Origin of the sequence: Enterococcus sp. M190262, from assembly GCF_005843965.1 — a bacterium.
Classification (GTDB): domain Bacteria; phylum Bacillota; class Bacilli; order Lactobacillales; family Enterococcaceae; genus Enterococcus_D; species Enterococcus_D gallinarum.
Genome location: NZ_CP040462.1, coordinates 62206 through 84652 on the forward strand (window position 1 = coordinate 62206; position 22447 = coordinate 84652).

The 22447-nt window shown below is 33.3% G+C and carries 28 protein-coding genes and 1 pseudogene; 15 read left to right on the top strand and 14 right to left on the bottom strand.

All coding sequences use genetic code 11. The features are described from left to right. Positions 1 to 122: 122 nt before the first annotated feature. Complete coding sequence (locus FE005_RS16005; RefSeq protein ID WP_138372267.1) at positions 123 to 1139, bottom strand: LysM domain-containing protein; 1017 nt, start codon at positions 1137 to 1139, stop codon at positions 123 to 125. A gap of 152 nt (positions 1140 to 1291) precedes the next feature. Here FE005_RS16005 and FE005_RS16010 point away from each other — a divergent pair, with 152 nt between their 5' ends. Beyond that, complete coding sequence (locus tag FE005_RS16010; protein ID WP_138372268.1) at positions 1292 to 1537, top strand: hypothetical protein; 246 nt, start codon at positions 1292 to 1294, stop codon at positions 1535 to 1537. Positions 1538 to 1830: 293 nt separating this feature from the next. Here FE005_RS16010 and FE005_RS16015 read toward each other — a convergent pair whose 3' ends face one another. Then, complete coding sequence (locus FE005_RS16015; RefSeq protein ID WP_138372269.1) at positions 1831 to 2076, bottom strand: hypothetical protein; 246 nt, start codon at positions 2074 to 2076, stop codon at positions 1831 to 1833. A gap of 241 nt (positions 2077 to 2317) precedes the next feature. Further along, positions 2318 to 2674 (bottom strand): hypothetical protein, encoded by a 357-nt coding sequence (locus tag FE005_RS16020; RefSeq protein WP_138372270.1) that lies wholly within the window; start codon positions 2672 to 2674, stop codon positions 2318 to 2320. A gap of 636 nt (positions 2675 to 3310) precedes the next feature. On the opposite strand from FE005_RS16020, the gene FE005_RS16025 reads away from it, so the two are divergent. Beyond that, positions 3311 to 3748 carry a hypothetical protein gene (locus FE005_RS16025; protein ID WP_138372271.1) on the top strand — a complete coding sequence of 146 codons (438 nt, stop codon included), beginning with the start codon at positions 3311 to 3313 and terminating at the stop codon, positions 3746 to 3748. Positions 3749 to 3841: 93 nt separating this feature from the next. Here the strand turns inward: FE005_RS16025 and FE005_RS16030 are convergent, their stop codons facing one another. The 5 genes from FE005_RS16030 to FE005_RS16050 form a co-directional block, all read right to left on the bottom strand. After that, positions 3842 to 4042: a hypothetical protein gene (locus FE005_RS16030; protein WP_138372272.1), complete on the bottom strand. Its 201-nt coding sequence runs from the start codon at positions 4040 to 4042 to the stop codon at positions 3842 to 3844. Continuing rightward, positions 4035 to 4283, bottom strand: coding sequence for a hypothetical protein (locus FE005_RS16035; RefSeq protein ID WP_138372273.1), 249 nt, complete (start codon positions 4281 to 4283; stop codon positions 4035 to 4037). The genes FE005_RS16030 and FE005_RS16035 overlap by 8 nt, the downstream gene beginning before the upstream one ends. A gap of 40 nt (positions 4284 to 4323) precedes the next feature. Continuing rightward, positions 4324 to 4521, bottom strand: coding sequence for a hypothetical protein (locus FE005_RS16040; RefSeq protein ID WP_135172256.1), 198 nt, complete (start codon positions 4519 to 4521; stop codon positions 4324 to 4326). Positions 4522 to 4608: 87 nt separating this feature from the next. Beyond that, a complete protein-coding gene (locus FE005_RS16045) occupies positions 4609 to 5040 on the bottom strand; it encodes a hypothetical protein (protein ID WP_138372274.1) in 432 nt (143 codons plus the stop codon). 153 nt (positions 5041 to 5193) lie between these two features. Next, entirely contained in the window at positions 5194 to 5505 is a 312-nt protein-coding gene (locus FE005_RS16050) for a hypothetical protein (protein WP_103301256.1), read from the bottom strand. A 700-nt stretch (positions 5506 to 6205) separates the two neighbouring features. On the opposite strand from FE005_RS16050, the gene FE005_RS16055 reads away from it, so the two are divergent. Beyond that, on the top strand, positions 6206 to 7162 hold the full coding sequence (locus tag FE005_RS16055) for an Rgg/GadR/MutR family transcriptional regulator (RefSeq protein ID WP_175413585.1): 957 nt from the start codon (positions 6206 to 6208) through the stop codon (positions 7160 to 7162). A gap of 654 nt (positions 7163 to 7816) precedes the next feature. Here FE005_RS16055 and FE005_RS16925 read toward each other — a convergent pair. From FE005_RS16925 to FE005_RS16070, 3 genes are all read right to left on the bottom strand, one after another. Further along, on the bottom strand, positions 7817 to 8119 hold the full coding sequence (locus tag FE005_RS16925; protein ID WP_175413586.1) for a hypothetical protein: 303 nt from the start codon (positions 8117 to 8119) through the stop codon (positions 7817 to 7819). A gap of 125 nt (positions 8120 to 8244) precedes the next feature. Further along, positions 8245 to 8466, bottom strand: coding sequence for a hypothetical protein (locus tag FE005_RS16060; protein WP_103301259.1), 222 nt, complete (start codon positions 8464 to 8466; stop codon positions 8245 to 8247). A 77-nt stretch (positions 8467 to 8543) separates the two neighbouring features. Then, positions 8544 to 9110 (bottom strand): recombinase family protein, encoded by a 567-nt coding sequence (locus FE005_RS16070; RefSeq protein WP_103301260.1) that lies wholly within the window; start codon positions 9108 to 9110, stop codon positions 8544 to 8546. Positions 9111 to 9313: 203 nt separating this feature from the next. On the opposite strand from FE005_RS16070, the gene FE005_RS16075 reads away from it, so the two are divergent. Then, positions 9314 to 9739: a DUF4158 domain-containing protein gene (locus FE005_RS16075; protein WP_138372276.1), complete on the top strand. Its 426-nt coding sequence runs from the start codon at positions 9314 to 9316 to the stop codon at positions 9737 to 9739. A 1-nt stretch (position 9740) separates the two neighbouring features. Next, complete coding sequence (locus FE005_RS16080) at positions 9741 to 10427, top strand: hypothetical protein (RefSeq protein WP_138372277.1); 687 nt, start codon at positions 9741 to 9743, stop codon at positions 10425 to 10427. A gap of 344 nt (positions 10428 to 10771) precedes the next feature. Here FE005_RS16080 and FE005_RS16085 read toward each other — a convergent pair whose 3' ends face one another. Then, positions 10772 to 11059: a type III secretion system protein PrgN gene (locus tag FE005_RS16085; protein ID WP_138372278.1), complete on the bottom strand. Its 288-nt coding sequence runs from the start codon at positions 11057 to 11059 to the stop codon at positions 10772 to 10774. A 152-nt stretch (positions 11060 to 11211) separates the two neighbouring features. Further along, complete coding sequence (locus tag FE005_RS16090) at positions 11212 to 12705, bottom strand: primase C-terminal domain-containing protein (protein WP_138372279.1); 1494 nt, start codon at positions 12703 to 12705, stop codon at positions 11212 to 11214. A gap of 1593 nt (positions 12706 to 14298) precedes the next feature. Here FE005_RS16090 and FE005_RS16095 point away from each other — a divergent pair. The 7 genes from FE005_RS16095 to FE005_RS16125 all read left to right on the top strand — a co-directional run bounded on the left by FE005_RS16095 (position 14299) and on the right by FE005_RS16125 (position 19918). Then, a complete protein-coding gene (locus tag FE005_RS16095) occupies positions 14299 to 15015 on the top strand; it encodes a replication initiation protein (RefSeq protein WP_103301265.1) in 717 nt (238 codons plus the stop codon). Between the two features lie 98 nt (positions 15016 to 15113). After that, positions 15114 to 15926 carry a ParA family protein gene (locus tag FE005_RS16100; RefSeq protein WP_175413587.1) on the top strand — a complete coding sequence of 271 codons (813 nt, stop codon included), beginning with the start codon at positions 15114 to 15116 and terminating at the stop codon, positions 15924 to 15926. Next, positions 15926 to 16189: a ribbon-helix-helix protein, CopG family gene (locus FE005_RS16105; protein WP_138372280.1), complete on the top strand. Its 264-nt coding sequence runs from the start codon at positions 15926 to 15928 to the stop codon at positions 16187 to 16189. The genes FE005_RS16100 and FE005_RS16105 overlap by 1 nt, the downstream gene beginning before the upstream one ends. 329 nt (positions 16190 to 16518) lie before the next feature. Then, positions 16519 to 17895 carry a Y-family DNA polymerase gene (locus tag FE005_RS16110; RefSeq protein ID WP_138372281.1) on the top strand — a complete coding sequence of 459 codons (1377 nt, stop codon included), beginning with the start codon at positions 16519 to 16521 and terminating at the stop codon, positions 17893 to 17895. Continuing rightward, on the top strand, positions 17879 to 18361 hold the full coding sequence (locus FE005_RS16115; protein ID WP_138372282.1) for a hypothetical protein: 483 nt from the start codon (positions 17879 to 17881) through the stop codon (positions 18359 to 18361). Before FE005_RS16110 ends, FE005_RS16115 begins: the two co-directional genes overlap by 17 nt. A 957-nt stretch (positions 18362 to 19318) precedes the next feature. Then, positions 19319 to 19603, top strand: a complete 285-nt coding sequence (locus FE005_RS16120) for a collagen-like protein (protein WP_138372283.1) — start codon at positions 19319 to 19321, stop codon at positions 19601 to 19603. Positions 19604 to 19639: 36 nt separating this feature from the next. Then, positions 19640 to 19918 carry a hypothetical protein gene (locus FE005_RS16125; RefSeq protein ID WP_138372284.1) on the top strand — a complete coding sequence of 93 codons (279 nt, stop codon included), beginning with the start codon at positions 19640 to 19642 and terminating at the stop codon, positions 19916 to 19918. A 135-nt stretch (positions 19919 to 20053) separates the two neighbouring features. Here FE005_RS16125 and tnpA read toward each other — a convergent pair. Continuing rightward, a pseudogene (tnpA, locus tag FE005_RS16130) lies at positions 20054 to 20409 on the bottom strand (IS200/IS605 family transposase). A 533-nt stretch (positions 20410 to 20942) separates the two neighbouring features. On the opposite strand from tnpA, the gene FE005_RS16930 reads away from it, so the two are divergent. The 3 genes from FE005_RS16930 to FE005_RS16135 all read left to right on the top strand — a co-directional run bounded on the left by FE005_RS16930 (position 20943) and on the right by FE005_RS16135 (position 22242). Next, positions 20943 to 21101, top strand: coding sequence for a hypothetical protein (locus FE005_RS16930; RefSeq protein WP_175413588.1), 159 nt, complete (start codon positions 20943 to 20945; stop codon positions 21099 to 21101). Positions 21102 to 21597: 496 nt separating this feature from the next. Next, a complete protein-coding gene (locus FE005_RS16935; protein ID WP_167757196.1) occupies positions 21598 to 21741 on the top strand; it encodes a hypothetical protein in 144 nt (47 codons plus the stop codon). Between the two features lie 111 nt (positions 21742 to 21852). Beyond that, entirely contained in the window at positions 21853 to 22242 is a 390-nt protein-coding gene (locus FE005_RS16135; protein ID WP_103301339.1) for a hypothetical protein, read from the top strand. The last annotated feature ends 205 nt before the right edge of the window (positions 22243 to 22447 follow it).

Sequence of the window (22447 nt, forward strand, 5' to 3'; positions counted from 1 at the left end):
ACGACGTGAATAGTTGTTCTTATTCTATTTGATCTGGTGATCTCACCCGTGGTAATGCATCCATCTTTTTTCACTCCAAACAAAAAAGGTACCAAGATATTTCTTAGTACCTTTCATTCTCTTTAGTTATTCCAATTTTCAGCCATTTTATTAAATTCATCTTCTGTATAAAAGTTTACCGTTGTTTTCTCAGAGCCATCACTATAGTAAACTCCCCATGTTTCATATCCACCCCATTTTAAACTACCGTCTGGATTTTCCATATTCATCATACCCCAATTACCAAACTCGTTCGCTTCTGTACCATCATCCCACAAACCAGAAACCACATTTCCATTTTGATCTTTCATACCTGCAGAATTTCCAATTTCACCACGTACAATCGTTGGTTCAGTTGGCTTTGGTGTTTCAGAAGGTTTCGTTGTACCGCCTTGTTCTCCACCTGTACTTGGTTGTGTCGGTGTCGTTGGTTTTTCCGCGGGTTGACTTGGTTGTGTTGGTTGATTACCTGATGATGTTTCTGCAGAAGAACCAGTTGATGGTACTGGAGTTTCTGCTTGGTTTGAAGGGGCTGTTGTCCCAGTTGTCGAGCTAACTGTCCCGTTTTGATTGTTATTCGATCCGGAAACAGAAGCGTTTGTTCCAGGTGTTGTATCTGGTGTATTCGTTGCTTGATTCGTTTGTGATTGACCAGGAGCTGATGTTTCTTGCGCTTTTTCTTCTGCTTGATTTGTAGCTTCCTGTTTTCCTACTGGTTTATTAGTATCATTCTTATCTTGTGGTCGAATCACTGTTTGAGCAACTGTTTCTCCTTTATCATCCTCTACAGAAACCACATTTCCTTCAAAAACTAACGTATTTCCAGCATAAATCAAATCTACATTGGCAATCTTATTCATGTCCACCAGTTTCCGTACCGTCAAATTTGTTGCTTGACTGATACCACTCAATGTATCTCCCCAGATAATCTTATACTTATTGTCTTTAGCTTTCGCAATATCTGCTTTGATTTGATCAACTGTACGTGGAATCCAAACACCGTCTACTTCTGACGCGTGGGCATCTGTTCCACTTGTTACAAACACAACTCCTAATGCCGCACCAACTACTACACTTACAAATACTTTCAACTTTTTCATTATTTATACCTCCAAATATAGTTAATAAATATTTACAAATACATTGTACCAAACTTAGTTCAATGGTGCAAGTGATTTTGTTCCTCTTTTATTTTTTGATATACTAAACTTAGTTCAGATTCTAATTATTTTATAGAGAGAAGGGAATAGCTATGAATTTAACCACTCTAGAAGAAATTCAAGAATGGGCAGAATCAAATCTAATCAACCGAAAACAAGCTTCAAAAGTTGCTGGATTAAATTATGAAGGGTTTTCCAGTGCTATAAAAAGAAAACATATAAAACCCTTTATTGAAATCGGTGACGAAAAAGGGCCTTCGACTACACGCCTATACCTTAAAAGTGACGTAGAATCCTATGCAAAAAAAGTTAAGCCTAGAAAAAAATCGGCTAATTAACAACATTGACAATTTGAGATAATTTAGTATTCTAAATAAAAAGGCTAAAATAATTACACATCTATTAATTTCTTAATATTAGTTAACTGCCAACCAATGCGAACTCCCTTTAGCCTTTTACGAACCTTCTATATCACACTTCTTTGAGGGTTCGTTTTTTTAGTTTGCTCATATAAATTACTCAATTAGAGAATACGTTTGGTCTTGCAAAACGAGACCCTCTCTATTCTACCTATGATTCAATTACTCTTTCTGATTAATTCACAGAAAGAGTTTTTCATTGTTTACTACTTCTATTTCATTTCTTCAAAGGAGAAATGCGTTACAGTCTCTCCATCCATCATTCGATAAGATCTTATAAGACCGTATTTTCGTTGTAAGTAAGAAATCAACGTCAAACGTTCTTTTTTTGTATAAGGTGGCTTTCCTTTTAACATTCGATGATTATCTAATATTTCGAATGAAAAAATACTCCCTTTAAAATTTTTATAAATATCTTGTGCTTCATCAAATACATGCATTACAGTAACCTTTTCCAAAATATTTTCCCCTTTTTATATTTTCAAAATATTCTAATCATTTTTATACACCAATAATACAATAGAATAATTAGTTTGTCATAAAGAATTATTTATTTTTTATAATTAATCACAGTCATATGTTTCAAAAAGTACAAAGAAGCAAAATATAAAAAACAGCAATAGAATAAATAAACTAAATAAGACAATCAGCCCTGTTATTAGTGTAATGGCAACTAAAAAAGTTGGATTAATCGATTTTCTAATACGATTTTTCACTGAATACTCCTTTTTCTGAACTTATTTCTTGTTGTTTTTTGTTCTCTTTCATCAGCCCATTTTCTTTTCTCCAGTAAAGAAAACTACCTGAAGATATACCAAAATATCGATGCATATCCTTTATTGGAATCCTCCTTTCATACAATTTTTTATAATTATTTATTGTTAAATCCAGATGAGCGTGTTGTTCTGGAAAAGATAACTCTTTTACCTTTCTTTGGATTGCGTGGACTAACTCATTCTCCTTTTTGTACCAGTCTTGATCCTTGCTTAAAAGGATCAGCAGCTCTAAACGTTTGATTCGTTTGTTCTTCCTTTTTTGTTTATAACTCTTTTCCATAGTTCTCTCCTTCCAAAATTATTTTTTATTCAACATTTTGTATTTACCAAAAATAAATTCGCGAGTTTTATGGCGTCCGATAACTCTAACCCTAGTAGAAAACGGTAAATGCTCGCTTGCTTTAAGACAAGGTCTTCGCAAGTATCTACATGTATGTAGCAAACAGCCATTTGTTCTTTGTTACAAGAACGACTGTGTAGCCCCAAAGCCCTATAAGCTACGCTGATAACTTCGGGAACATATTTGCTCTTTAGATAAGATCGTCTGTAAATGTTGTTACACAACCGTTTTAGTCGGCTGCTTCATTACTTTACTGATTCTTTTGCTTGAGACCATTAAAAGATACCTCTTTTAGAAAGCTGTCAACCTAACGTTGGACCGCGTTGACTCCCCCTTCAATTAGCAACTTCTTCAGCAAATCCTTCACTTTCGAAATATCCTCAGAGGATTTTCAGGCAAATACAAAATGTTGATTCATTTATAATTTTGTTTCTTTCAAACTACTTCTGTTCTAACATTCATTCCACTAACTTGGTGGATAACTGACTATTCAAAAAAGCAGTTCATCCCATAAAAATACATATTCAATAATTATTCTGTGCTATAATTCGTTTATAAAATAAAAGGAGATATATTATGAAAAAAATTTTTCTATACCTTATTGCTATTGGATTTCTTTCAGGATGCTCGGCAAATAATAACGATACCAAAAATTCTTCAACGCATGAAAGTTATAAAGATTCTTCTAGTAGCTACGTGAGATCCTCAATTACAAAATCTTCTACAAAAGTTACAAGTTCTTCAACAAGCAGCTCAAATCATACAACGTCTTCATCAAGCCAAGTATCCCTTATTTCAAATGAAGAGGATGCAAAAGAAGCTATTAAACAAAAATACGGATTTTCCGCAGACACAAGACTAACATTTTGGGAAATGATAGGCAGTGACTATCTATTCAAAGCACAAAGTGAAGCCGCCATTGCAAACGGAGGTACTGGCACATTAGGATTCTATCGTGTTACTCCAGATGGAGAAGTGTATGATGCTGATTCAACTGGGGAAATCTATCAATGACTTTGACGGGTGCATTTGCACCTTTTTTTTGAGAACACGTAATTAACAATACCCGTTTCATTTTTCTTTTCCTAAAGTTAGTAGTATCTGTCACTAATCAACTTGTTTTTTCAAATAATTTTCAAGTGCTTGTGACACAACCGCTTGACCTAATTCTTCAGAAATAATTCTATACGCACCAGAAATCATTTCTAATTCTTTTGCTCTTTCCGCTAATTGATCTAGTTCAGCTATAGGATCATCACTCTCTCTAAAAGCAAATTCTCTTAATTCTTGTGATAAACTTTTACCCATGATTTTCATACTCCTCTATTTTTACCACTAAATTCTGTTGGCTATATTCCAACCCCGTTTGTACCTTGAACCATTTCATTAAATCATTGTAAATACTCGGAACAGTAGCATAGTTACCATACTTAGCAATCTCTTCTACACGTTGTTTTTCAAATTCTAGCAAACTTTTAAAGATTAGTAGATTGGCATCAAACATACTTGCCGTTCCTTTCGATAATCGTTTCAAATGATTTTCAGACATTTCCTTTCACCTCATTCCGCTATATCTTCCACTAGCGTACCTAATCGTGACCTTCTGAAACATCACGTCCACACATAGGACAAAAATTAATTAAAACCATATCATCATCATTGTTCCCTCTAATATCTAGGCAGCCATTTAGACCATCAATTCTGGTATCAATTTGATTGAAATCAGTTTTAAGTGATTCACCATAACAAGTGCCTTCTTTTGGCGTGCAGTACTTACATTCTTTCAAGTTAGCTTCCTCCATCCCTTAATTTCTTCCAGCTAGTCAACTACTTTTTGATAGTAGAATTAATCTATAAACTGTATCAAGTCATGCTCATGTAACATTATCATCTGTTTCAAATAAACTATCTACACAAATACTTTGATAAAAAGCAAGTATTTGTTGAAATTCTTTAGTTGTCAGCCGTTCAGTTGGCTTACAATGAAATTTCGCAGTGGTTTTTATGCCATACTTTTTTTCAAGTTTCTCAAACAGTTCTTCATAAGTGTGGAATTTTGGGATACAGTCATATGCCTGCTTTCGTTTAATGTCAATGACTACTAAATCATGACCAAATCCACCGTAAACAAGTTCATGTGTAAAATGATACGCTGGATAAATATCATTACATTTTTTGATTGCCTCCTGCACTTCCTCAACCAAGTAATTATCTAAACAAAAACGAGCATAATACGTCAGCAATTGATCCATTGTATCTAAAATGGACAAATCCTTTACCAATTGTATAGCAGTAATCTCTCTCATTTTATGCTCCCTTTTTTACTCTTGACCTTCTTGATACATCACCTTTGGATCAAGTGTCGGCACTTTTTATTTAATCCTATGTCAAAATTCGCAGCCTCTTGTACAATCAATTTATAAGACTGTTTCTCTGCTTCCAAAGTAAAAATAATTTACTCATATCACATTTTTTGTAACAAGTTTTCCCATTCCTTTTCCTGTAAATCTAAGAGGAGAACGAAGACTCACCCGTCTTGCAATAAGTATTCCTTGCTTATCAAAAACTAGTCGGATATATCTCTCAATCTCTCGAAAACGAACTTCTTTTCCTGTTTCAACATAAGAGATTCGATTAGCTACGTGGCTGATCTTTATCTCTATCAATCTAGTACCTGTGATTAAATAGTTTTTAGCTATTATCTTTCCAGTCTGATCTTTTTTGCGAAATAAAACACAACGATAACCATACTTCATCAAGTATTTTTCCATTTTGTCTCTCCCTCCCCTCTATCGTTTGTTTTTATCTCAAACTAGACAAAAAAGGGCGAGGAAGCGTATTTACATACACTTCCTCGCCCTCACTGTCACGATACTGCAAGTCATTCTATCCTAGTAACTTATAGTCCTAGATAATTATTTTTAATAAACAACTATCCGTCATAGATACTAGCTCTATAAAATCCGAAAGAAAGTTCGCTTTCTTCCCCTATAAAGTTCTGATATAATATGACCGTTGCAGTTCAAACTGTGACAGGAGGAGCAAACAGCATATGTAGGTCCTATCTACATAGGGGCTGACATTGTTCCCTCAACGACCTAATACTAAACGCCAATTTAGTATTAGCGAGAGGGGCAATGGCTCCTTTTTTGTCTAGTTTCAAACCGAAACTAGCAACTATTCTATTTTTATTGAATAAACGTTACCATATTGTTAAGTAAAACACAAGATTATTAGGCTTGTAAATCTGTAATCAACTGTTTTCACTATCCACGGGTAACAATTTGTATATCACGCAACATTTCTTCCATGTTACCAATAAACCCTAATAAATAGCCCATTACTAAACCTCTTTTCTAATTAAGATAAATATCGTCACAATAAAAAAAACATAAATATTTATAAATAAAATTTATCAGATTTAAAATGAAAAAGAAAGGAAAAAATTAAAAATGGAAGAATCTTCCATTTTTGCCAAATAAAATAAAAATTATGCTACAATTAGAGATTAACCATTTAATTAATGCTATTGAAAACCTGAGACAAGCAAAACATGTTTCACAAAAAGAATTATGTTTAGGAATTATGGATCCATCAACTTATTCAAAAATAAAAAAAGGAGAACTCTCTTTAAGTTTAAAAGATGGATATGAATTTCTTTCTCGTTTAAATGCTTCCTGGACAGATGTAGAATCGCTCAACTTATTTACTGATCCTCAAATTAATCGAATTTCAAAGAAATATAATCAATTGACAGGTAATCCCAAATCCTCCTTAAGCGATATTGAAGAATTATTCCAAGAAATTTCTTCACTGGATTTGAAGAACAGCCAATTGTTACGTTTATATTTATTATTAAAAAAATATTATTCCCAAGAAAGCTCCTATATTCCAAAAATTAAACCGAATGAAATTGAATCAATTTTTAAAAATATAAACATTTCAACCATATTAACTTCTGTTGATTATAAAATAATAGGTGATTTAACATCTGAATTTTCTATCCCACAATTGCTCGAGTTATATCCCAAGCTAATGGTAAAAGATTTAGAAGATTTTTTAGTCAATCCCAGATCATCAAAGTTATACACCTTACAGGGATTATCGAATATTGCCGACATCTTTATAGACAATGCCTATTTTGCTGAAGCAGAAAATATCCTTGATAATTTAAAATCAACTTCTACTTGCATCAACTCCTTTTTTTATATTTTCATGTACCACTTTCTAAATTATCGATTACAATTTTTCAAAGAAGAAAATGAACATAGAAAAAGTAAAATACTAAAAGAATTTGAAGACTGGATAAATGCAGCACAATTACTATTCAAAGAGGCTCCGCAAAATATAGAACCATTCGTAAATTCATTTAATGATTTAAAAAAATCGCAAGAAAATCACACTAAAATAATTTTTAGAAATGTTTGATTTAGGGGTATCTAAAGTTAATTTAAATATTTATTGTATTTTTCTGAAATTAAACTTCTCAATAAAACTCAAATCCAGTGATTCCATATACCTTGTTTTTTTATCAAAAAGTGCAAGAAAAAAGAGCTGCATTAGCAGCTCCCAAAGGAAAAAATGAAAAAATTTAATTAGATAAAAATAGTTTATACCCGGAAAATAAAAAATGCAATATAGAATATGATTAATTTTACAATCACACCAAAAAATTCAATATGTTATACTAGAAAAGAAAGTTGCTATAATTCAGGTGTAGCGCTGTCCGGTCGTGGTGACCCCAATCAACTTTGCAATTTCTTATTTGAAACGTTGGTTGTAAGGAGGTCTGCCAATGAATAACAGTGGAATGGGAAAGGTTACATTCTGAAATAGAATGTTGCAAAATATTCTAGCAATCTTAACGATCATTAATTTGATCTTAGAGATTGCGAACAAAATAAAAAGCTTAAAGGACTAATCCTTTAAGCTAAGCCTATTATCACTGCCGTAACAGTTTTGTAAAAGGTGTTACCAGCACCTTTTACCTACACCTGAATTATAACAACTTTTATGGGATTCGTCAAAAGTGACAAAACATTTTAGAAGCAGCTTCAGACGTTTTTCTTTTGTATAGCCCTGTTACATTTTCTTCCAAACATCAAACGTTTCAGGCTCAATTAACTGATTAAACTCTTCGGACGAGTATATCGCAATCTGATTCAACTTGTTTCTTACCAGATAGTCTCCTGGTGTTGCACTGATTGATCCTTTGGCCGAATTAATCTGCATTTTGTTCTTTTTCTTGGTTTTAAAAACATCAGACCCTATACAAAAATCAATCACTTGTTGGGGATTCTCCCCTGTATAGACCAGGTATTCATCGGTATGACAGTAATGACACTTCTTTTTATGCGCTTTCTTTTCCTTGCAATGATCCCACATTTTTTCTCCGAAACTTTTGGTAATTGACAATAAGAATCCGGTCCAGTTTCAACATAAATTGCACTCGCTTCTTCACTTGTTAACAACCGACCCTGAAAGTAAGGATACTCCTTTTGAGCGCTTCTTTATTTGCCTTTCAACAACTTCAATCGTCTCTTAGTCGCGATAAGAGGCCATTTTTTTTCAAAAATTTTGACATAAGCAGTGAGCTTCTTGAAATTTTCACAACTTAAGCAATCAGGATCTTTCCCTATTTCATGATCAAAAGCCAAATGTTCTTCGTGGCAATATGCCACAAGAGAAAGATATTTCCGAAGCTCTTTTTTCGTTTCTTTTTTTGTATCCAAAGTCTTTTCCCGTCCTTGGGGTCACTGGAACATCCGTACAGAAAATAGCGGTAGAAAACCGAACAACTAATGGACAATTAAGTCGGTTGTTCGGTTCTTTTGTTTAGCTTTCTCAATTTTAGTCGATTGATTTCACGGTAAAAGGTTCCTGTAGATATTTGATTGGTCTCAATGATTTCTTTGACAGAATAATCGCCACTTTTGTACATTCGAACTGCAATATCTAGTTTCTCTTGTGGAATTTTAGGACGGCCAATCGCTACCCCTCTTTTTTTACTAACTTCGATTCCTTCACGGACTCGATCAACCAAAAGATTCCGTTCTAATTCTGCGATCACACTCATCATTTGTAACATGGCCTTCCCCGTGGGTGTTGAAGTATTCATATTCTCTTTGAGAGAAACAAATTGAATTTGTTTTTGATCCAATTCTTGAATCAAGTTCAAAATATCCAAAGTATTACGTCCGAGTCTAGAAATGCTTTCTACTACAACACTGTCTTCTTTTCGAATCGTCTGAAGAAGCTGCTCAATTCCTGGGCGGTTTCTTTTTGTACCTGTATATTTTTCTTTAATAATCTTCTCTGCACCAAAATTTTTTAACTGATCAATTTGACGATCTAAATTTTGATAGTTTTTTAGAATCTAATTTGTCTATTTTGAGTTCTTGATTTGTCAGCATTTCCAGTTTTCAAAAACTCATTATAAAAAAGTTTATAATAAACCGTTGCCAAAAAGAAGAGAACTCTTCATAATAAGCAAGAATATAATTTGGAGGGAATTTATATGATTATTGGTTATGCTAGGGTATCAAAAGACGATAGTTTTTGGAAAGTTTGGAGGAATGAATGGTAAAAGAAAAAATTTTTGGTACGTTTGTGGGTGTTCCTTCGGAAGAACAATTACAGTTATACTTTCAATTAACTGATTTTGATAGGGAAATTATTAATGAAATGAGATTAGATTCCACTAAACTTGATTTTGCTGTACAGCTTGGTACAGTGCGATTTTTAGGAACTTTTTTTACTGAATTTTCAAAAATTCCGTTAGAAGTGATAGTGTATCTGGCTAATCAATTATCTATTGATCCACGTGAATTTGATTCTTATTCTAGGAAAATGACAATCAGTCAACATACACAATTGATCAAAGATCACTATTCGTATAGAAACTTTCATGACTCTGATTGCCAGAAATTTCTCTATGATTGGCTTTTATCTCGTGCTTCACATACGACTGAAACAACTGAAATGCTTTCAGATATGCTATTCTAAAATGAAAAATGGTCAAATACACATCAATCTTGAAGTAAATAGGTTACACGCGAATTGGGAAGACATTGAAGCTATAAGCCTATTTACATCAGAATCAGAAAGGATCATTCACAAAAAATTTAATGAGTTGACAACCCAAAAAAGCAGCAATCTCTCCGACATAGAACACTTTTATTTGGAAGTAGAAAATACTTACAAACAAGAGAAAAACAATGGTATACATAAGGTTCTTCTCTTGTTAAAAGCAGTCTATTCAAGCTATAGTAACTTAATTCCAGCCATTTCTTCAGACGAAATGGAATCTATTTTCAACCGAATTTATCAATCAAAAATACTAACTTCCATCGACCTAAAATTAGTAGGAGATTTAACCACTTACTTTACTGTTGCTCAATTGAAAGCCATAGCGCCAAAATTCTTCCGTTCAAACAATCCGGATTTAGAACTGCGGCCACGTATTTTTCAGACATATATACCTATATGTCAAAGCAATATCGCGGATATACTCATCGATAACAAAGAATTTGAAACAGCAACATTGCTCCTCTTTGATTTAAAAGAACTATCGAAACACAACAACAACTTTTTCTACTACTTCCAAGCCCATTTTTTGAATTATCGCCTGCTCTATTTAACTGTAAACAGCGAGAAAGAGGAGCTAGAAATTCTAGAGTGTTACGAAAAATAGTTAAAATCTGGTAAAGCAATTTTTGGAACTACACCTGCATTTAAGGCATATCAAAACTCATTTGAGAACCTAAAAAAACAAGAAAAACAAAACCATAAAAATAAGATCACCATAAATTGGTAAAAGAGCTATTTAGGCTCTTTTTATTATGATCAATCAATTAATTTTTAAATTATTTCCCTATCCTAAAGTCAGTAACTCAAAGACTTCCTTCTAAAAAGAAACAAACCATCATTCGCAAGCTCATGTAGCCCTCGACGTTATTGATGCCTTTCACTCACTTCGTTCAGTCCAAGCCATCAATAAGTTTTCGGGACAATTCCTCCTTCAAACACTCTCAAAACCTAATCGACATACGTCTTTTCTTTTTTGGGATTCATACTGAGATAAAACTGCTCTTCCAGCAGTAGCAACTCTTTGTAGACCCCATCCATAGGTATACTTGCAGATAGGCTCAAACTATAAAGAAAATCGCATGGAATAGCTTTAACTGACCTATTTCTCGTTACCCAGCTAGATACTGTACCCTGTTTGTAACCATGCAGTTCACAAAACTCCTCAACACTAATCCCTAAACGCCCAATGACAAAAGCATTGATAGGATGTGGATACACGTAGGTTTTCACACTCATAGTTAGTAAGCCTCCTCTTCGATATCACTGCGTATGCAGTAATAGTACTACTCTTCTCAAAAACGAGCAAGCAAGACAGGTCTCTTAGGGTCATAGAAAAATAGAAAAAGTATCATAGATATAATGTAAAAGGCAATTTGCGGGTTTTAATTTTATCCAGTATCTACCTCAAACAATTTCATTTGTTCAGCCTTCTTGGGGCCCTCTAACATTTGTTCCAGCGTTTCATAGATAAATGTACGTGCCAATCCAAAAGCCTCTGAAATTGCACTAAAATACGCTTCTTGGACTTTCTTCTTCACTCGGATGAGTGATCGCATCAAGCCATGGACCGACGCTAAAGTGATTCCGCCATTTCGTCCGGAACGGATCCGGAAATAGATTTTATTTTCGTTCTTCAGTTGCTTCAGTACTTTGTCCAACGAGCGCTCAGGCATTTTTAGTTCTTTTCTCAGTTGTTTCTTTGTAGAAACGATATAAGGTTTATAGGTGTATGATTGTTGGTTCAAATATTCCAAAAGATCTTGCGCCCACTCATGACTGTGCGAATATTTGCGCGCTTTACGCTCTTTTTTAAATTTCCACCAGCCCTTTTTCTTGTTAAACAGCTGTTCTTCAGATAAACTTTCATCAACCCATTCCTGGCATAGCAAAATTATTTTCTCCCTATGCGCTGCCTGGTACTTTTTCGAATAAGCTGATCGAATAATTCGAGTCAATTCCCTATCAGTAAGAGGATTAGCCAATCGATCGTTGAACTCTAACATTGCCAACTCGCACTCTTCAATTTCGTATCCGGAAGAAAAATAGGCTAAGGATAAAGTGAAAATGACATTATTTCGGCCGTATCTCCCCTTCTCTCCTTGGATCTTTTCACTTCGCATCAACAAACGGAACCAGGGTTCATCAACTTGGCGGAAATCTTGATTTGACGGTAATTCAAAGACGTTCTTATAGGTTGCTGCTTTATCTGCATCCATACGCATCGACCAGTTGATCCAGTCCGCAAAGTTATATCGGTATTGTGGTTCAAAAAACAGAAGATTATCTTCCGAAGGCATTCGTGTGATTCCAAAATGATTGGCATTCACATCTACAGGAAAGTCTTTTGCCAAGGCATCACGCAAGTTCTTAGAGATCATTTTTGCTACGTTGATCACTTTGAAGTTGGATTTTTTTGTGACATAAGCTGGTTTCTCTAATACATAAAATGCCTGATATCCGTGAGGCGTACGTAAAACCATTGTTGGCATAAAACCCAGCTCATGGCTTGCCAATAAAATTTCTCCATAGTCAAAATTCGGGTCTAAGGTATCAAAGTCAACGAAGAAGGTATTGATTTGTCGCAAATTGTCCTCCGAGTGGCCCTTTGTAAATTGGCGTCCTTGATCTGCATAGGTTCCATATCGATAAACATTGGGAGTCCAATGGCTAAATTTATTATTGTTTTCGATAATTCCTTCTTCCGACGTAATTACCAAGCCGATTCCTTCGATCATGTGTTCCTTTGAACGGTACGCAAAGATAGCCCCTTTTCCTGATTTATCACTAAAAGTGAACGGTTTAAGGCGGCTATTTTTATATTTAAATTTACGAATACCGTTTTGTAAGATCGTTGAATAAACGACGTCTAAAGAAGCTACCATGCCAACTTATCCTTTCCAAACAAAAAGAGAACACAAATAAACTTTCGTTTTGTGTTCCCTCAATGGCCTAGAAAGTCAAAATTTCTTTAAAATTGCATGACAAAATAAGCGTATATATATTGAGTTGCTCGTCTAAAAATGGTAAGATAAGCTTGTAAGTTCGGATTGTCAGTCCGAAGAAACTTATCCAATTACATAAGTGGTTGTCAGCCACTTACATAAATTCCGGAGACGAGCGAGAACACATAGTGTCTTATGTGATTCAGAAAAGTAGGTGAGGTCCAATTCACTTATTTTTCCGTCTCTTTTTTATGTATTTTTCTTCTATATCATCTTACCCCATACTTCTTAAACATGTAAACTCCCTTTTTCATGGAATTTTTTATGCTAAATATACAAATAGCGTAATATCAACCTTTTTCCACCTCCGAATATAGCACATGTTTTTCCATAAAGATAAAAAATTGATTTTTGTAATTATCCCACTAGCATCAGCTGTTGTGGTTTCCAAAACCAATGATACACTATCCTTTAGACATATTTATAAACATAAACATAGCTATATTTATGTTTATAAACATTGGAAAAACTTATGCTACTTACTTTTCATTTTCGCTCAGTTCCGTTGCATTAATACAAATAGATACTATGGAATTTTTTATGCTACATTTTTCGGGTTCTCTTATCTACCACAGTCTGGATTCTTATATTTATATATCTATATCTATATCTTGAATCATAACTAACTTTCATATGGAAAATTATATGCTATTTCCGCTCACTGATTCACTCTATTTTCTGACGTGCATTTTTATTTCAATGATCGATGCCCCATTTTTGATTTAAAAGATTTAATGTCTATTATTACAACTACTAGAATATTCTCAATCATATACATGTATACGTGTATGTATATGTATATGTACGTGTTTATATTCATGTATATACCAACATGTATTTCCATTCGAAAAGAATTGTTTATGTTTATGTAGAAAATTTTCTAGAGTTATAACACGATATTGTTATGGAAAATATTATGCTATTTATTTCAGATTCCTTATTGCGCATCTTACTGCTGCCAGAAAGCATTAATCATATACATTAATATGTACCTATACGTAAACATGCACGCAATCATGTTTGTTAGCAGTAAAGATCTTTATAAAACATTACTTTAGGAATCATAATCCTTCATTTTGATTAAATGCCAATATGTTTATGTATATAAATATATTGGTGTATATAAACATGGTAAGTATCCTTCATTTAAAGAACATAATTCTAGGAAGGTAAAACGATATTGCTATGGAAAATATTATGCTATTTGTTTCGTATTCCTTAATGTCCATCTTTTCTAGTAATAGAAATTTCCAAATCCTATATCTATACATACACATAAATATATACACGAATATAAACATGTTTATGTATATTGATACCTAGAGAACTATATAAAACACTAGTCCAAGAATCATACTTTTCATTTCGATTAATAATCAATATGTTTATGTATATAAATATATTGATGTACATAAACATGTGTAGTATACTGTATATAGAGAAAATCTTCTAGAAAGGTAAAACGGTATTATTATGGAAAACATTGTGCTATTTGATCTAAACGAAATAGACAACAAAAGGAACAAAACACTCCAAAAATCCAATAGCTTAATTCAAAAAGCGAAACATTCCTTGTCAGCAAAAGAACTTACTCTGGTCGATTATATGGTAACAAATATCAAAGAAACCGACGGTGATTTTTTTACAGTTGAAACATCTATCGCAGAATTAAATGAAATATGTAAATTTGGTCAAGGTGGGGCTGCCCATCAAAATACTGAAAAAGCACTACTAAATTTAGCTAATAAAGGCTTTTGGATTGAGCTACCTGACGGAGCTAAAACAATCGGTCGCTGGCTTGACAAACCATACATAAAGAATGGCCAAGTTAAGTTGAGACTTGATTCTGACCTTGCTCCGTACTTATTAAATCTAGTTGAAGGTCAATCTACTAAGCTGTTTTTCCTTGACGTAGTAAATTTAAAAAGTATTCACGCAAAGAAGCTTTACGAATATTTACAGTCCTGTAAACCTAATACTGAAATATATCTTTCAGTAGAAGAGGTAAAAGAGTTATTCCAAAAAGAGCATCTTGAATGGTACAGAGTCCTTTCGTATCTCAGGAAGGCTAAAGAGGACATTAATAACCTAACTACTATGAACATCGAGTATGAATCTGTTAAAGAGGGTCGCACAACACTTGGCATCAAGGTAAGACATACCAAAAAAGAATCCGAACTAATTGACTAAAATAAATACATGTTTATATTTACCATCATAAATATGTATATGAATATGTTTATAGATCGTCTATTCACTCAATAACTGAGAAAAAGGGGGAAAAAATATTGTTCACATTGACTGCAAATATTGAAAAAGGTGGTACAGGTAAAACCAGTACCCTCTATAATTTGGCTGAAAAGACTTCAGAAGAAGCTACTGTGCTCCTCATCGATCAAGATAAATCAGGAAACCTATCCGATAGGTATGGAAAATATGACTTTGGTTTGCTAAAGGACGAGAACAAGATCTCTAATTTATATAAAGGAAACGACGTCGAGCCTATCCATATTCATAAAAATTTAGACTTATTAGCAGGCGGTCCTGAACTAGCAGAAATAGAAGATCTCATTAGGGACAAACCAAATAATCGCTTAATATTGTTTTCCTGGTATGTAAAAAATATCGAAGAACTTCAAAAAAAGTATGATTATATATTCATAGATACGCACAACGATACGAGCTTAATAACACAAAACGCTTGGGCTGTTTCTGACGTTGTTCTAGGAGTATCTGATCCCTCAATGGACGGTTTCAAAGCGTTATTGAAACTCGGCAGAGATATCGATACTTTACGCAAAGAACTGGTTGAAGTACGAACAGGAGAAAGCTATTTAGTTGCTAAATATTACTTTATTGGCAATAAAGTAAAACATAATACTAATTCTAGCAAGGAATTTTTAGAGATTATTTCCAAAGAACCAAACTACTTAGGTTACGTTCCAGATAAAGAGCTGGTAAATACAGCTAATTTAGAAATGACGCCTTTAGTTGAAATTTCAAAGAACAAAGATCTCTACAACAAACACAAAAATTTCTTTGATCATACATGGGGAGTCTTTGATACTATACTAAATAAACTAAATGGAAGTGATAAATAATGGCAAATAGATTCGAAAAAGCAAAAAATACGTTCGAGGGAACTCCAGATACTCCCATAACAGAAAAACTTACTACTGCTAGATTAGACAGTGCTTTAAATCCAGCAGAAGAAGTAGAAAAAACAAAGCCTACTCAAATAACTCTTTATCCTTCAGACAAGGAAAAATTGCAGATCCTTAGAAAGAAACTTAAACGTAAGTCCGCTTCAGAGGTAATTCGTGATCTGATTAATGCTGAATATTCCCGTCAATTTCCGGATTGATACATAAAAGAAGTGTGAGCTTTTGCTTATACTTCTTTTTTAAACTATAAAAAAATACGCATATACATAAACATATTGGCAATCATATACATGTATATAAATATAGTCATGCACATGTATACCTAGAAAACAAGGAGGCTTCCCAATTTTTGTACATAAAATAGCAATTTTCAAACAAAATTCTTAAAAATCCTTTAATAAGAAGGGAGAAACGAGAAATTTAATAACACTATAAATAAAAAGACCGAGTAGTTCTCTTGACACCAAAAGCGAACTCATGTTCTAATGCGTATATAAAATGTATCGTTTTTTAGAAAAGGGGATTTATCATGGCCATGCAGTTTGGTGTGAATCCTACCTTCGACTATTCGAAGGAACCCTCACGCGATATCCTTTGTATCGACTGTAAAAGCTTTTATGCTTCAGTAGAATGCGTAGAAAGGGGATTAAATCCACTTAACACTAAATTGGTTGTTATGTCGTATCCTTCAGACGATCCGAACCTGAGAGGAAGTGGCCTGATCCTGGCATCAAGTCCTGTTGCAAAGGCAACCTATGGTATTTCTAATGTAAGCAGGGCAAGGGATTTGCCGTTTCCTTATCCGGAAGATCTAACAATCGCGCCACCAAGAATGGCGTTGTATATGCGTAAAAATATGGAAATCAACAATATCTACAAGGAATATGCTGACGAACAAAATCATGCCGTTTATAGCATCGACGAGAGCTTCTTAGACGTTACAGACTCATTGCGAATGTTTGGTGCTAAAGACGCAAACAAGCTGGCTAGAATGATCCAAATTGACGTTTATAAGCGTACCGGAATCTATACGACAGTCGGAATAGGAGACAACCCTTTATTAGCCAAATTTGCTCTGGATCTCGAAAGTAAAAAAAATCCACACATGAGAGCAGAGTGGCGCTATGAGGACGTCCCTGAAAAACTTTGGACCATTGACAATTTGACCGACGTATGGGGAATAGGGAGCAAAACAGCTGTCAAATTATACCGTATGGGTATCTTCAACATGCATGATCTCGCTCATGCGAATTATTATAAAATCAAGGAAAAGTTTGGTGTTTTAGGTACACAATTATATGCAAATTCATGGGGGATTGATCGCTCCTTTCTGGGTCAAAAATATTCTCCGAAGTCAAAATCTATAGGTAATAGTCAGGTTTTGAATCGTGATTATACTAGAAGAAATGAAATCGAAATCGTTATAAAAGAAATGGCCGATCAGGTAGCAACCAGGTTACGACGTGCAGGAGCCAAAGCTGAAGTCGTATCACTTTGGATCGTTTTTTCTATGGGCTACATCGATCGAGCTGGCAATCGCGGCTTTAGTCAGCAAATGAAGGTGCCTGCTACCAACAGCAGCAAACAAACTGCAAACTACTTACTCCAGATATTTGATCGCCATTACAAGTACCAGGATATCCGACATGTTGGCGTGAACTGTTCGAAATTAGTTTTTTCGAACGCGTTACAATTAGACCTATTTGCTGATCCAGACGAACAAGTAAAAGACTTGAAAATAGATTATGTTGTAGACACTATTCGCAAACAATACGGGTTTAAGTCCATTGTGCACGCCAATAGCCTTTTAGAAGGCGGACGCGCAATCGCTCGTTCATCACTCGTAGGTGGTCATGCCGGAGGCTTGGCTGGAATCGAAGGTGGTTCCAATGGTAAAGCGAACTAAAAAATCATTTTTAGATTACAACGAGTATCATGATCGGCCATTCGGGTTAAAGTGGGGGACTGCATATGCCATGGACGAGCTGGTCAAAGGAATCAAAGAAAACGAAGCCTGGGCAATCAAAGAAGTTGCTGCTCTTGAGCTAATGAATCGAGAGGAGATTGACGTGATCCTCTCAGAATCGTTTCTTTATCACAAATCGGTTTCTATTCAATTAAACACCAAGAACGAATTTGGACGGTTTTTAGACCCTCTAGTAGGCCTCTTTCTTGGTGAGGCTTACGACGACTATTTCGTTATTAACGATCAGCAAATCTTTTGGTCGGACGTCCGCCATATTGAAATAAAAAAGGAACAAAAATGGTTCGATATCGATTACTTTCGAAATAAAGGATCTCCAAGTAAAGTCGAAGAGAAGAATAAAGAAATTGATTCTGAAGTTGAATTAATAAAAAACGAGTATTATTAGTCCTTTTTAGAAGACGACTGAAGAGAATTCCTTAGAGCATTTTTAAAAAAGGATAAATTGCTCAGAGTCGCGACTATCAATTCTACTAAAAATTTTATATAGCGACCCCTCCGGATAATAGTTCAACTGCTACACTAAAAAAAAGAAAAGACATAGGCTCTTCCATAAGAAAATTAATTATTTATTTTCTACTCAAATACCATTAAAATTATCACCTATTTTGAATGCTATTTCTAGAATAATGGTCGGAAAGTGCGAAAACTACAGATTTTTACAGATTAACTAGAGAATAAACTATATAAACTAAAAAGGTATTACCATAATTCGCAATTATGGTAGTACCTTTTTAAAATACTATAAAATTAGGCATACTACTTTTATAGTAATGTATTATATCAACGATGGTTTAAGAATATTGAAATAAACACCTAAGTATAATAAAGAAGGGAACAAAACATGATTAAATACTACCATAATAATAATTATTATTTTCTTGGGATTAATTCTATTGATACTTCTATTAATAGGTAATACTTACATTTTGTTTAATTAAACATCAAAACATCGAATAAACTTTAATAATATTTTTATGTAAATAAACATTTTTTAGATATTGACACTATTTGTATGCAGCAGTACAATCAAATGCAAATAACGCAATATTTTTTTGCGATATCACTTTATTAAGTATTCTCATTTAGGATTTTTATAAATAATGTAGTAGAAGTAAAACCTAATGTGCACTTTTTCACATTTATAATTTTAGTATGGCAAAGTTAATTTGCAAATGAGGGAAAAAAGAATTTCTAATCTCGATGTATACAGATCTCGCCCTAAGTACACTAGTACAAGGACAAATCAACCCTATGCAATAGTTTAAATAGTTATAGCAAATAAGGGGTTTATAAACGTTTCAAAAGTTGATTTAAAATATATAGATTTCGGGAGGAAACTTTAATGTTAAAAAAATGCAAGAAATTTTCGATAACCATTTTGCTACTCACTGGCTTTTTTCTTTTGAATTTAAATGCTGTAGAAGCGAAATCATTTATTTATCCAAATCCATCTCATACTATAGATGAAATGTTTAAGGAGCATGACGACTTTTCAGGAGGAAATCCAGGTAGTAAAGGAAACCATGGTAAAAGAGGGGTTTCAGGCAGAAAGGGGGAGCCTGGCAAAAAAGGAAATGATGGTAAAAGAGGGAATGATGGTAAAGGCAAATTTATAATCATCTATTAGTATTTAATATTCTTTTGAGAAATGAGGGGTATAGAAATGATCTTATATAAACTCATTAATACACCAATTAGTAATTATTTGTATGATACGAATAAGAATAAAATTTGTAAAATCAATGAACAGCAATATTTAGCACTAAAAGAATATGAAACAGTTCATGAAAACGAAGATTCCATAAAGAAAGACACTCGACTAGATAACTTAATAAAAAACGGATTTTTAGGTGATAATCCCATTGTCTCAATAGAACACCCAGACACTCAGATTCTGAATGAATTGGTAAGCAATTCAATGTCTCAGATGACACTTCAATAGGTCTAGGGGGCAACTGAATCAACAAAGTAGATATCCACCCGTGAAAACGGGTGGATTTTTAACAGCCCTAGAATGGCTCACCACTCGCTAGCCCCTTTAAATGACCATCAACTGCTCACATCCCTCTCTCTTTAACTATTTAAATGGATCTACATACTCTTACTTATACCATCTCTAATTCGATTATCATCTTCTTGTTCTCGAATATATTTTTCAATTGTTTTTTGATTTAACCCAACCGTACTCACGTATTATCCTTTGGAACAAAAGCTTTTATTCCCATGCTTATATTTCAAATTTGCATGTTTTTCATGGATTAAGGCTACGCTTCGTCCTTTTAAATAGCTCATAAAACTAGAAATACTAATCTTTGACGGTATTCTTACTAACAGTTGAATGTGGTCAGGAATTTCATGAGCTTCAATAATTTTAACGTCTTTCATCTCATATATCCATCTCGTATGTGCTAAACTTTTATTGTCGTTAAACATAAAAAAACTCCTTTCGATCTGATACACAGTTGGTAGCCATCGTTAGTATATCGAAAGGAGTTTTTTATCGCTAAATCTATTTCATCTACACATAAAAACGCGCGTTTTTTGTTTCGTACGCTACGTGAACGAAACTGACTAAAGTCAATAATAATAAAAGAGCGAATCTATTATAGGCTCACTCTTTTGTCATTGCTATATTTGAATTTATCCAGGATCACTTCAAAAGTATCTATATCAAGCTGGCACAACTAAAGTAAGTATTTCTTTTCCTTTATAAGTTCAATTAATACTAGGATAGGGGGGAATCAGATTCTTGTATCTCGCCCTTTACTCACTCCTCCAAAAAGAGCGCTGCGTGAAACTTCACTAACGCGCAACGCAAGTCTAATTATGCAAATCTAACGATTAGTTTAGCACAAAGTAACATTTTTTAAATTGTTATAAGAAAAATAAGAGCGCTTATTGAAAGGAGAGTCAGCTTCTTATCTTCAAGAAGAATTCAGTATCCCAGGAAGAGGAGCTATATATAATTGGAAAAATGGTATCTAAGTGGAGAATTTTATCTCAAACAAAAGATGGTGACAAAAGAAAATATTGTTCATTTCATTGAAAAGCACAAAAATCAATTGTCAATCTCTAAGCTGACACGGTTGTTTGGATTTATCAAGAAGCACTTTCTACAGGAATAGAAAACTCATATCAACAGTAATAACATCTATAGAGGAACGAATTCATCAATTAATTCACGAGAAACATTCTCTATTTGGGCATCGCAAAATTCATGCCTTTTTGAGTTGTGAATTTACAATAGATATCAATAAAGTGCCGTGTATCATGAAACGAAAAGACTGGAACTGCAGAGCAAAAGAAAAAAAATATCGTCATACCGGACCGCAACATAAAGCTTTTGACAACCTTATCCAAAAGGATTGGAACACCAAATAACCTTTACAAAAATTAACGACAGACATCACTTACCTTTCTTTCGGAAGTAGCATCCTTGTATACCTATTTAAAGTATAGTGTTACAAAATTACTGAATCGCCTAGTCTTTTTATGATCTCAGAAATAAGTATACATATTATTTCACGTTAAAATAATTGTATAATCTAAAAAAACTTTTATTACAATTGTTATTTTGATAATTTATAGATAAGGAAAAATTAATATTGGAGAGTTGATAATGTGGGGAAAAAAGAAAAAAAGTATAATCCTAAACCAAGAAATGAATTTGAAAAAGGGTTATTTAAATATTTTGAAAAAGATTATTCTTTAAAAAAATTAGACAAAAAGCATTTTGAAATATGGAAAAAAGAAAATACTAAATGAAAGGATTATGAGTGAAGAAATTTAGTATTAATTAAAGAAAAGTCCACAAGTTAAAAATAATAACTATTTTACAAATAGAAAATAAAGAAAGAATAAGGAAGTAATTATTTTATGAAAGAGATAAAAACATTCTTGAATGAAGAGGATTATTTTTCCTATTTTGATCAAATTTGCATGGATTCCTATCTTATAGACTATTATCCATTAGTTTTAGTTGAGATCAAAGCAATCTGTATAAAAATTAAAAAATATATTTCTTTGGTAAATTCGTGTAACTATTTCGAGATACACTCCAAAATTCTTGGATTAGATGCACGCTTACAAATTATTTTAACACTTTTACCAACCAACTTTGAAAAAACATATAATCCATTTGAAAAAATAACTCAAAAAGAAATAATTGAATGTTCCAGAAAAGATTATAAATTGTTTTCTAGGGAAATATTTGATCTAAAGATTGATGGTAACATTCCACATTCTCTTTATTTTTCTGTATTGTAGAACACGATCCTACAAACTCATAAAAATATTTTTAAATATTTTTATGAGAAAAGATATACCATGAGAATTTAGAGAGAGAACTTTTTCACAATATATTCTGTATCAGTTATCTGTTTTTCATTTAGCAGAGATAAATAAAATTGTTTATTATTGAGCAATATTGACTATCGTATAGAATCTTTCATTATCAATTACATAAACTATT

What these genes read in the sequence shown, in the direction of transcription:
- FE005_RS16105 (WP_138372280.1), top strand. Translation starts at nt 15,926, where the DNA reads ATGGCAAATAGATTCGAAAAAGCAAAAAATACGTTCGAGGGAACTCCA.
- FE005_RS16085 (WP_138372278.1), bottom strand. Translation starts at nt 11,059, where the DNA reads ATGAGTGTGAAAACCTACGTGTATCCACATCCTATCAATGCTTTTGTC.
- FE005_RS16090 (WP_138372279.1), bottom strand. Translation starts at nt 12,705, where the DNA reads ATGGTAGCTTCTTTAGACGTCGTTTATTCAACGATCTTACAAAACGGT.
- FE005_RS16120 (WP_138372283.1), top strand. Translation starts at nt 19,319, where the DNA reads ATGTTAAAAAAATGCAAGAAATTTTCGATAACCATTTTGCTACTCACT.
- FE005_RS16125 (WP_138372284.1), top strand. Translation starts at nt 19,640, where the DNA reads ATGATCTTATATAAACTCATTAATACACCAATTAGTAATTATTTGTAT.
- FE005_RS16135 (WP_103301339.1), top strand. Translation starts at nt 21,853, where the DNA reads ATGAAAGAGATAAAAACATTCTTGAATGAAGAGGATTATTTTTCCTAT.
- FE005_RS16075 (WP_138372276.1), top strand. Translation starts at nt 9,314, where the DNA reads ATGGTAAAAGAAAAAATTTTTGGTACGTTTGTGGGTGTTCCTTCGGAA.
- FE005_RS16080 (WP_138372277.1), top strand. Translation starts at nt 9,741, where the DNA reads ATGAAAAATGGTCAAATACACATCAATCTTGAAGTAAATAGGTTACAC.
- FE005_RS16115 (WP_138372282.1), top strand. Translation starts at nt 17,879, where the DNA reads ATGGTAAAGCGAACTAAAAAATCATTTTTAGATTACAACGAGTATCAT.
- FE005_RS16045 (WP_138372274.1), bottom strand. Translation starts at nt 5,040, where the DNA reads ATGAGAGAGATTACTGCTATACAATTGGTAAAGGATTTGTCCATTTTA.
- FE005_RS16110 (WP_138372281.1), top strand. Translation starts at nt 16,519, where the DNA reads ATGGCCATGCAGTTTGGTGTGAATCCTACCTTCGACTATTCGAAGGAA.
- FE005_RS16020 (WP_138372270.1), bottom strand. Translation starts at nt 2,674, where the DNA reads ATGGAAAAGAGTTATAAACAAAAAAGGAAGAACAAACGAATCAAACGT.
- FE005_RS16095 (WP_103301265.1), top strand. Translation starts at nt 14,299, where the DNA reads ATGGAAAACATTGTGCTATTTGATCTAAACGAAATAGACAACAAAAGG.
- FE005_RS16025 (WP_138372271.1), top strand. Translation starts at nt 3,311, where the DNA reads ATGAAAAAAATTTTTCTATACCTTATTGCTATTGGATTTCTTTCAGGA.
- FE005_RS16050 (WP_103301256.1), bottom strand. Translation starts at nt 5,505, where the DNA reads ATGGAAAAATACTTGATGAAGTATGGTTATCGTTGTGTTTTATTTCGC.
- FE005_RS16030 (WP_138372272.1), bottom strand. Translation starts at nt 4,042, where the DNA reads ATGGGTAAAAGTTTATCACAAGAATTAAGAGAATTTGCTTTTAGAGAG.
- FE005_RS16005 (WP_138372267.1), bottom strand. Translation starts at nt 1,139, where the DNA reads ATGAAAAAGTTGAAAGTATTTGTAAGTGTAGTAGTTGGTGCGGCATTA.
- FE005_RS16925 (WP_175413586.1), bottom strand. Translation starts at nt 8,119, where the DNA reads ATGTGGGATCATTGCAAGGAAAAGAAAGCGCATAAAAAGAAGTGTCAT.
- FE005_RS16035 (WP_138372273.1), bottom strand. Translation starts at nt 4,283, where the DNA reads ATGTCTGAAAATCATTTGAAACGATTATCGAAAGGAACGGCAAGTATG.
- FE005_RS16010 (WP_138372268.1), top strand. Translation starts at nt 1,292, where the DNA reads ATGAATTTAACCACTCTAGAAGAAATTCAAGAATGGGCAGAATCAAAT.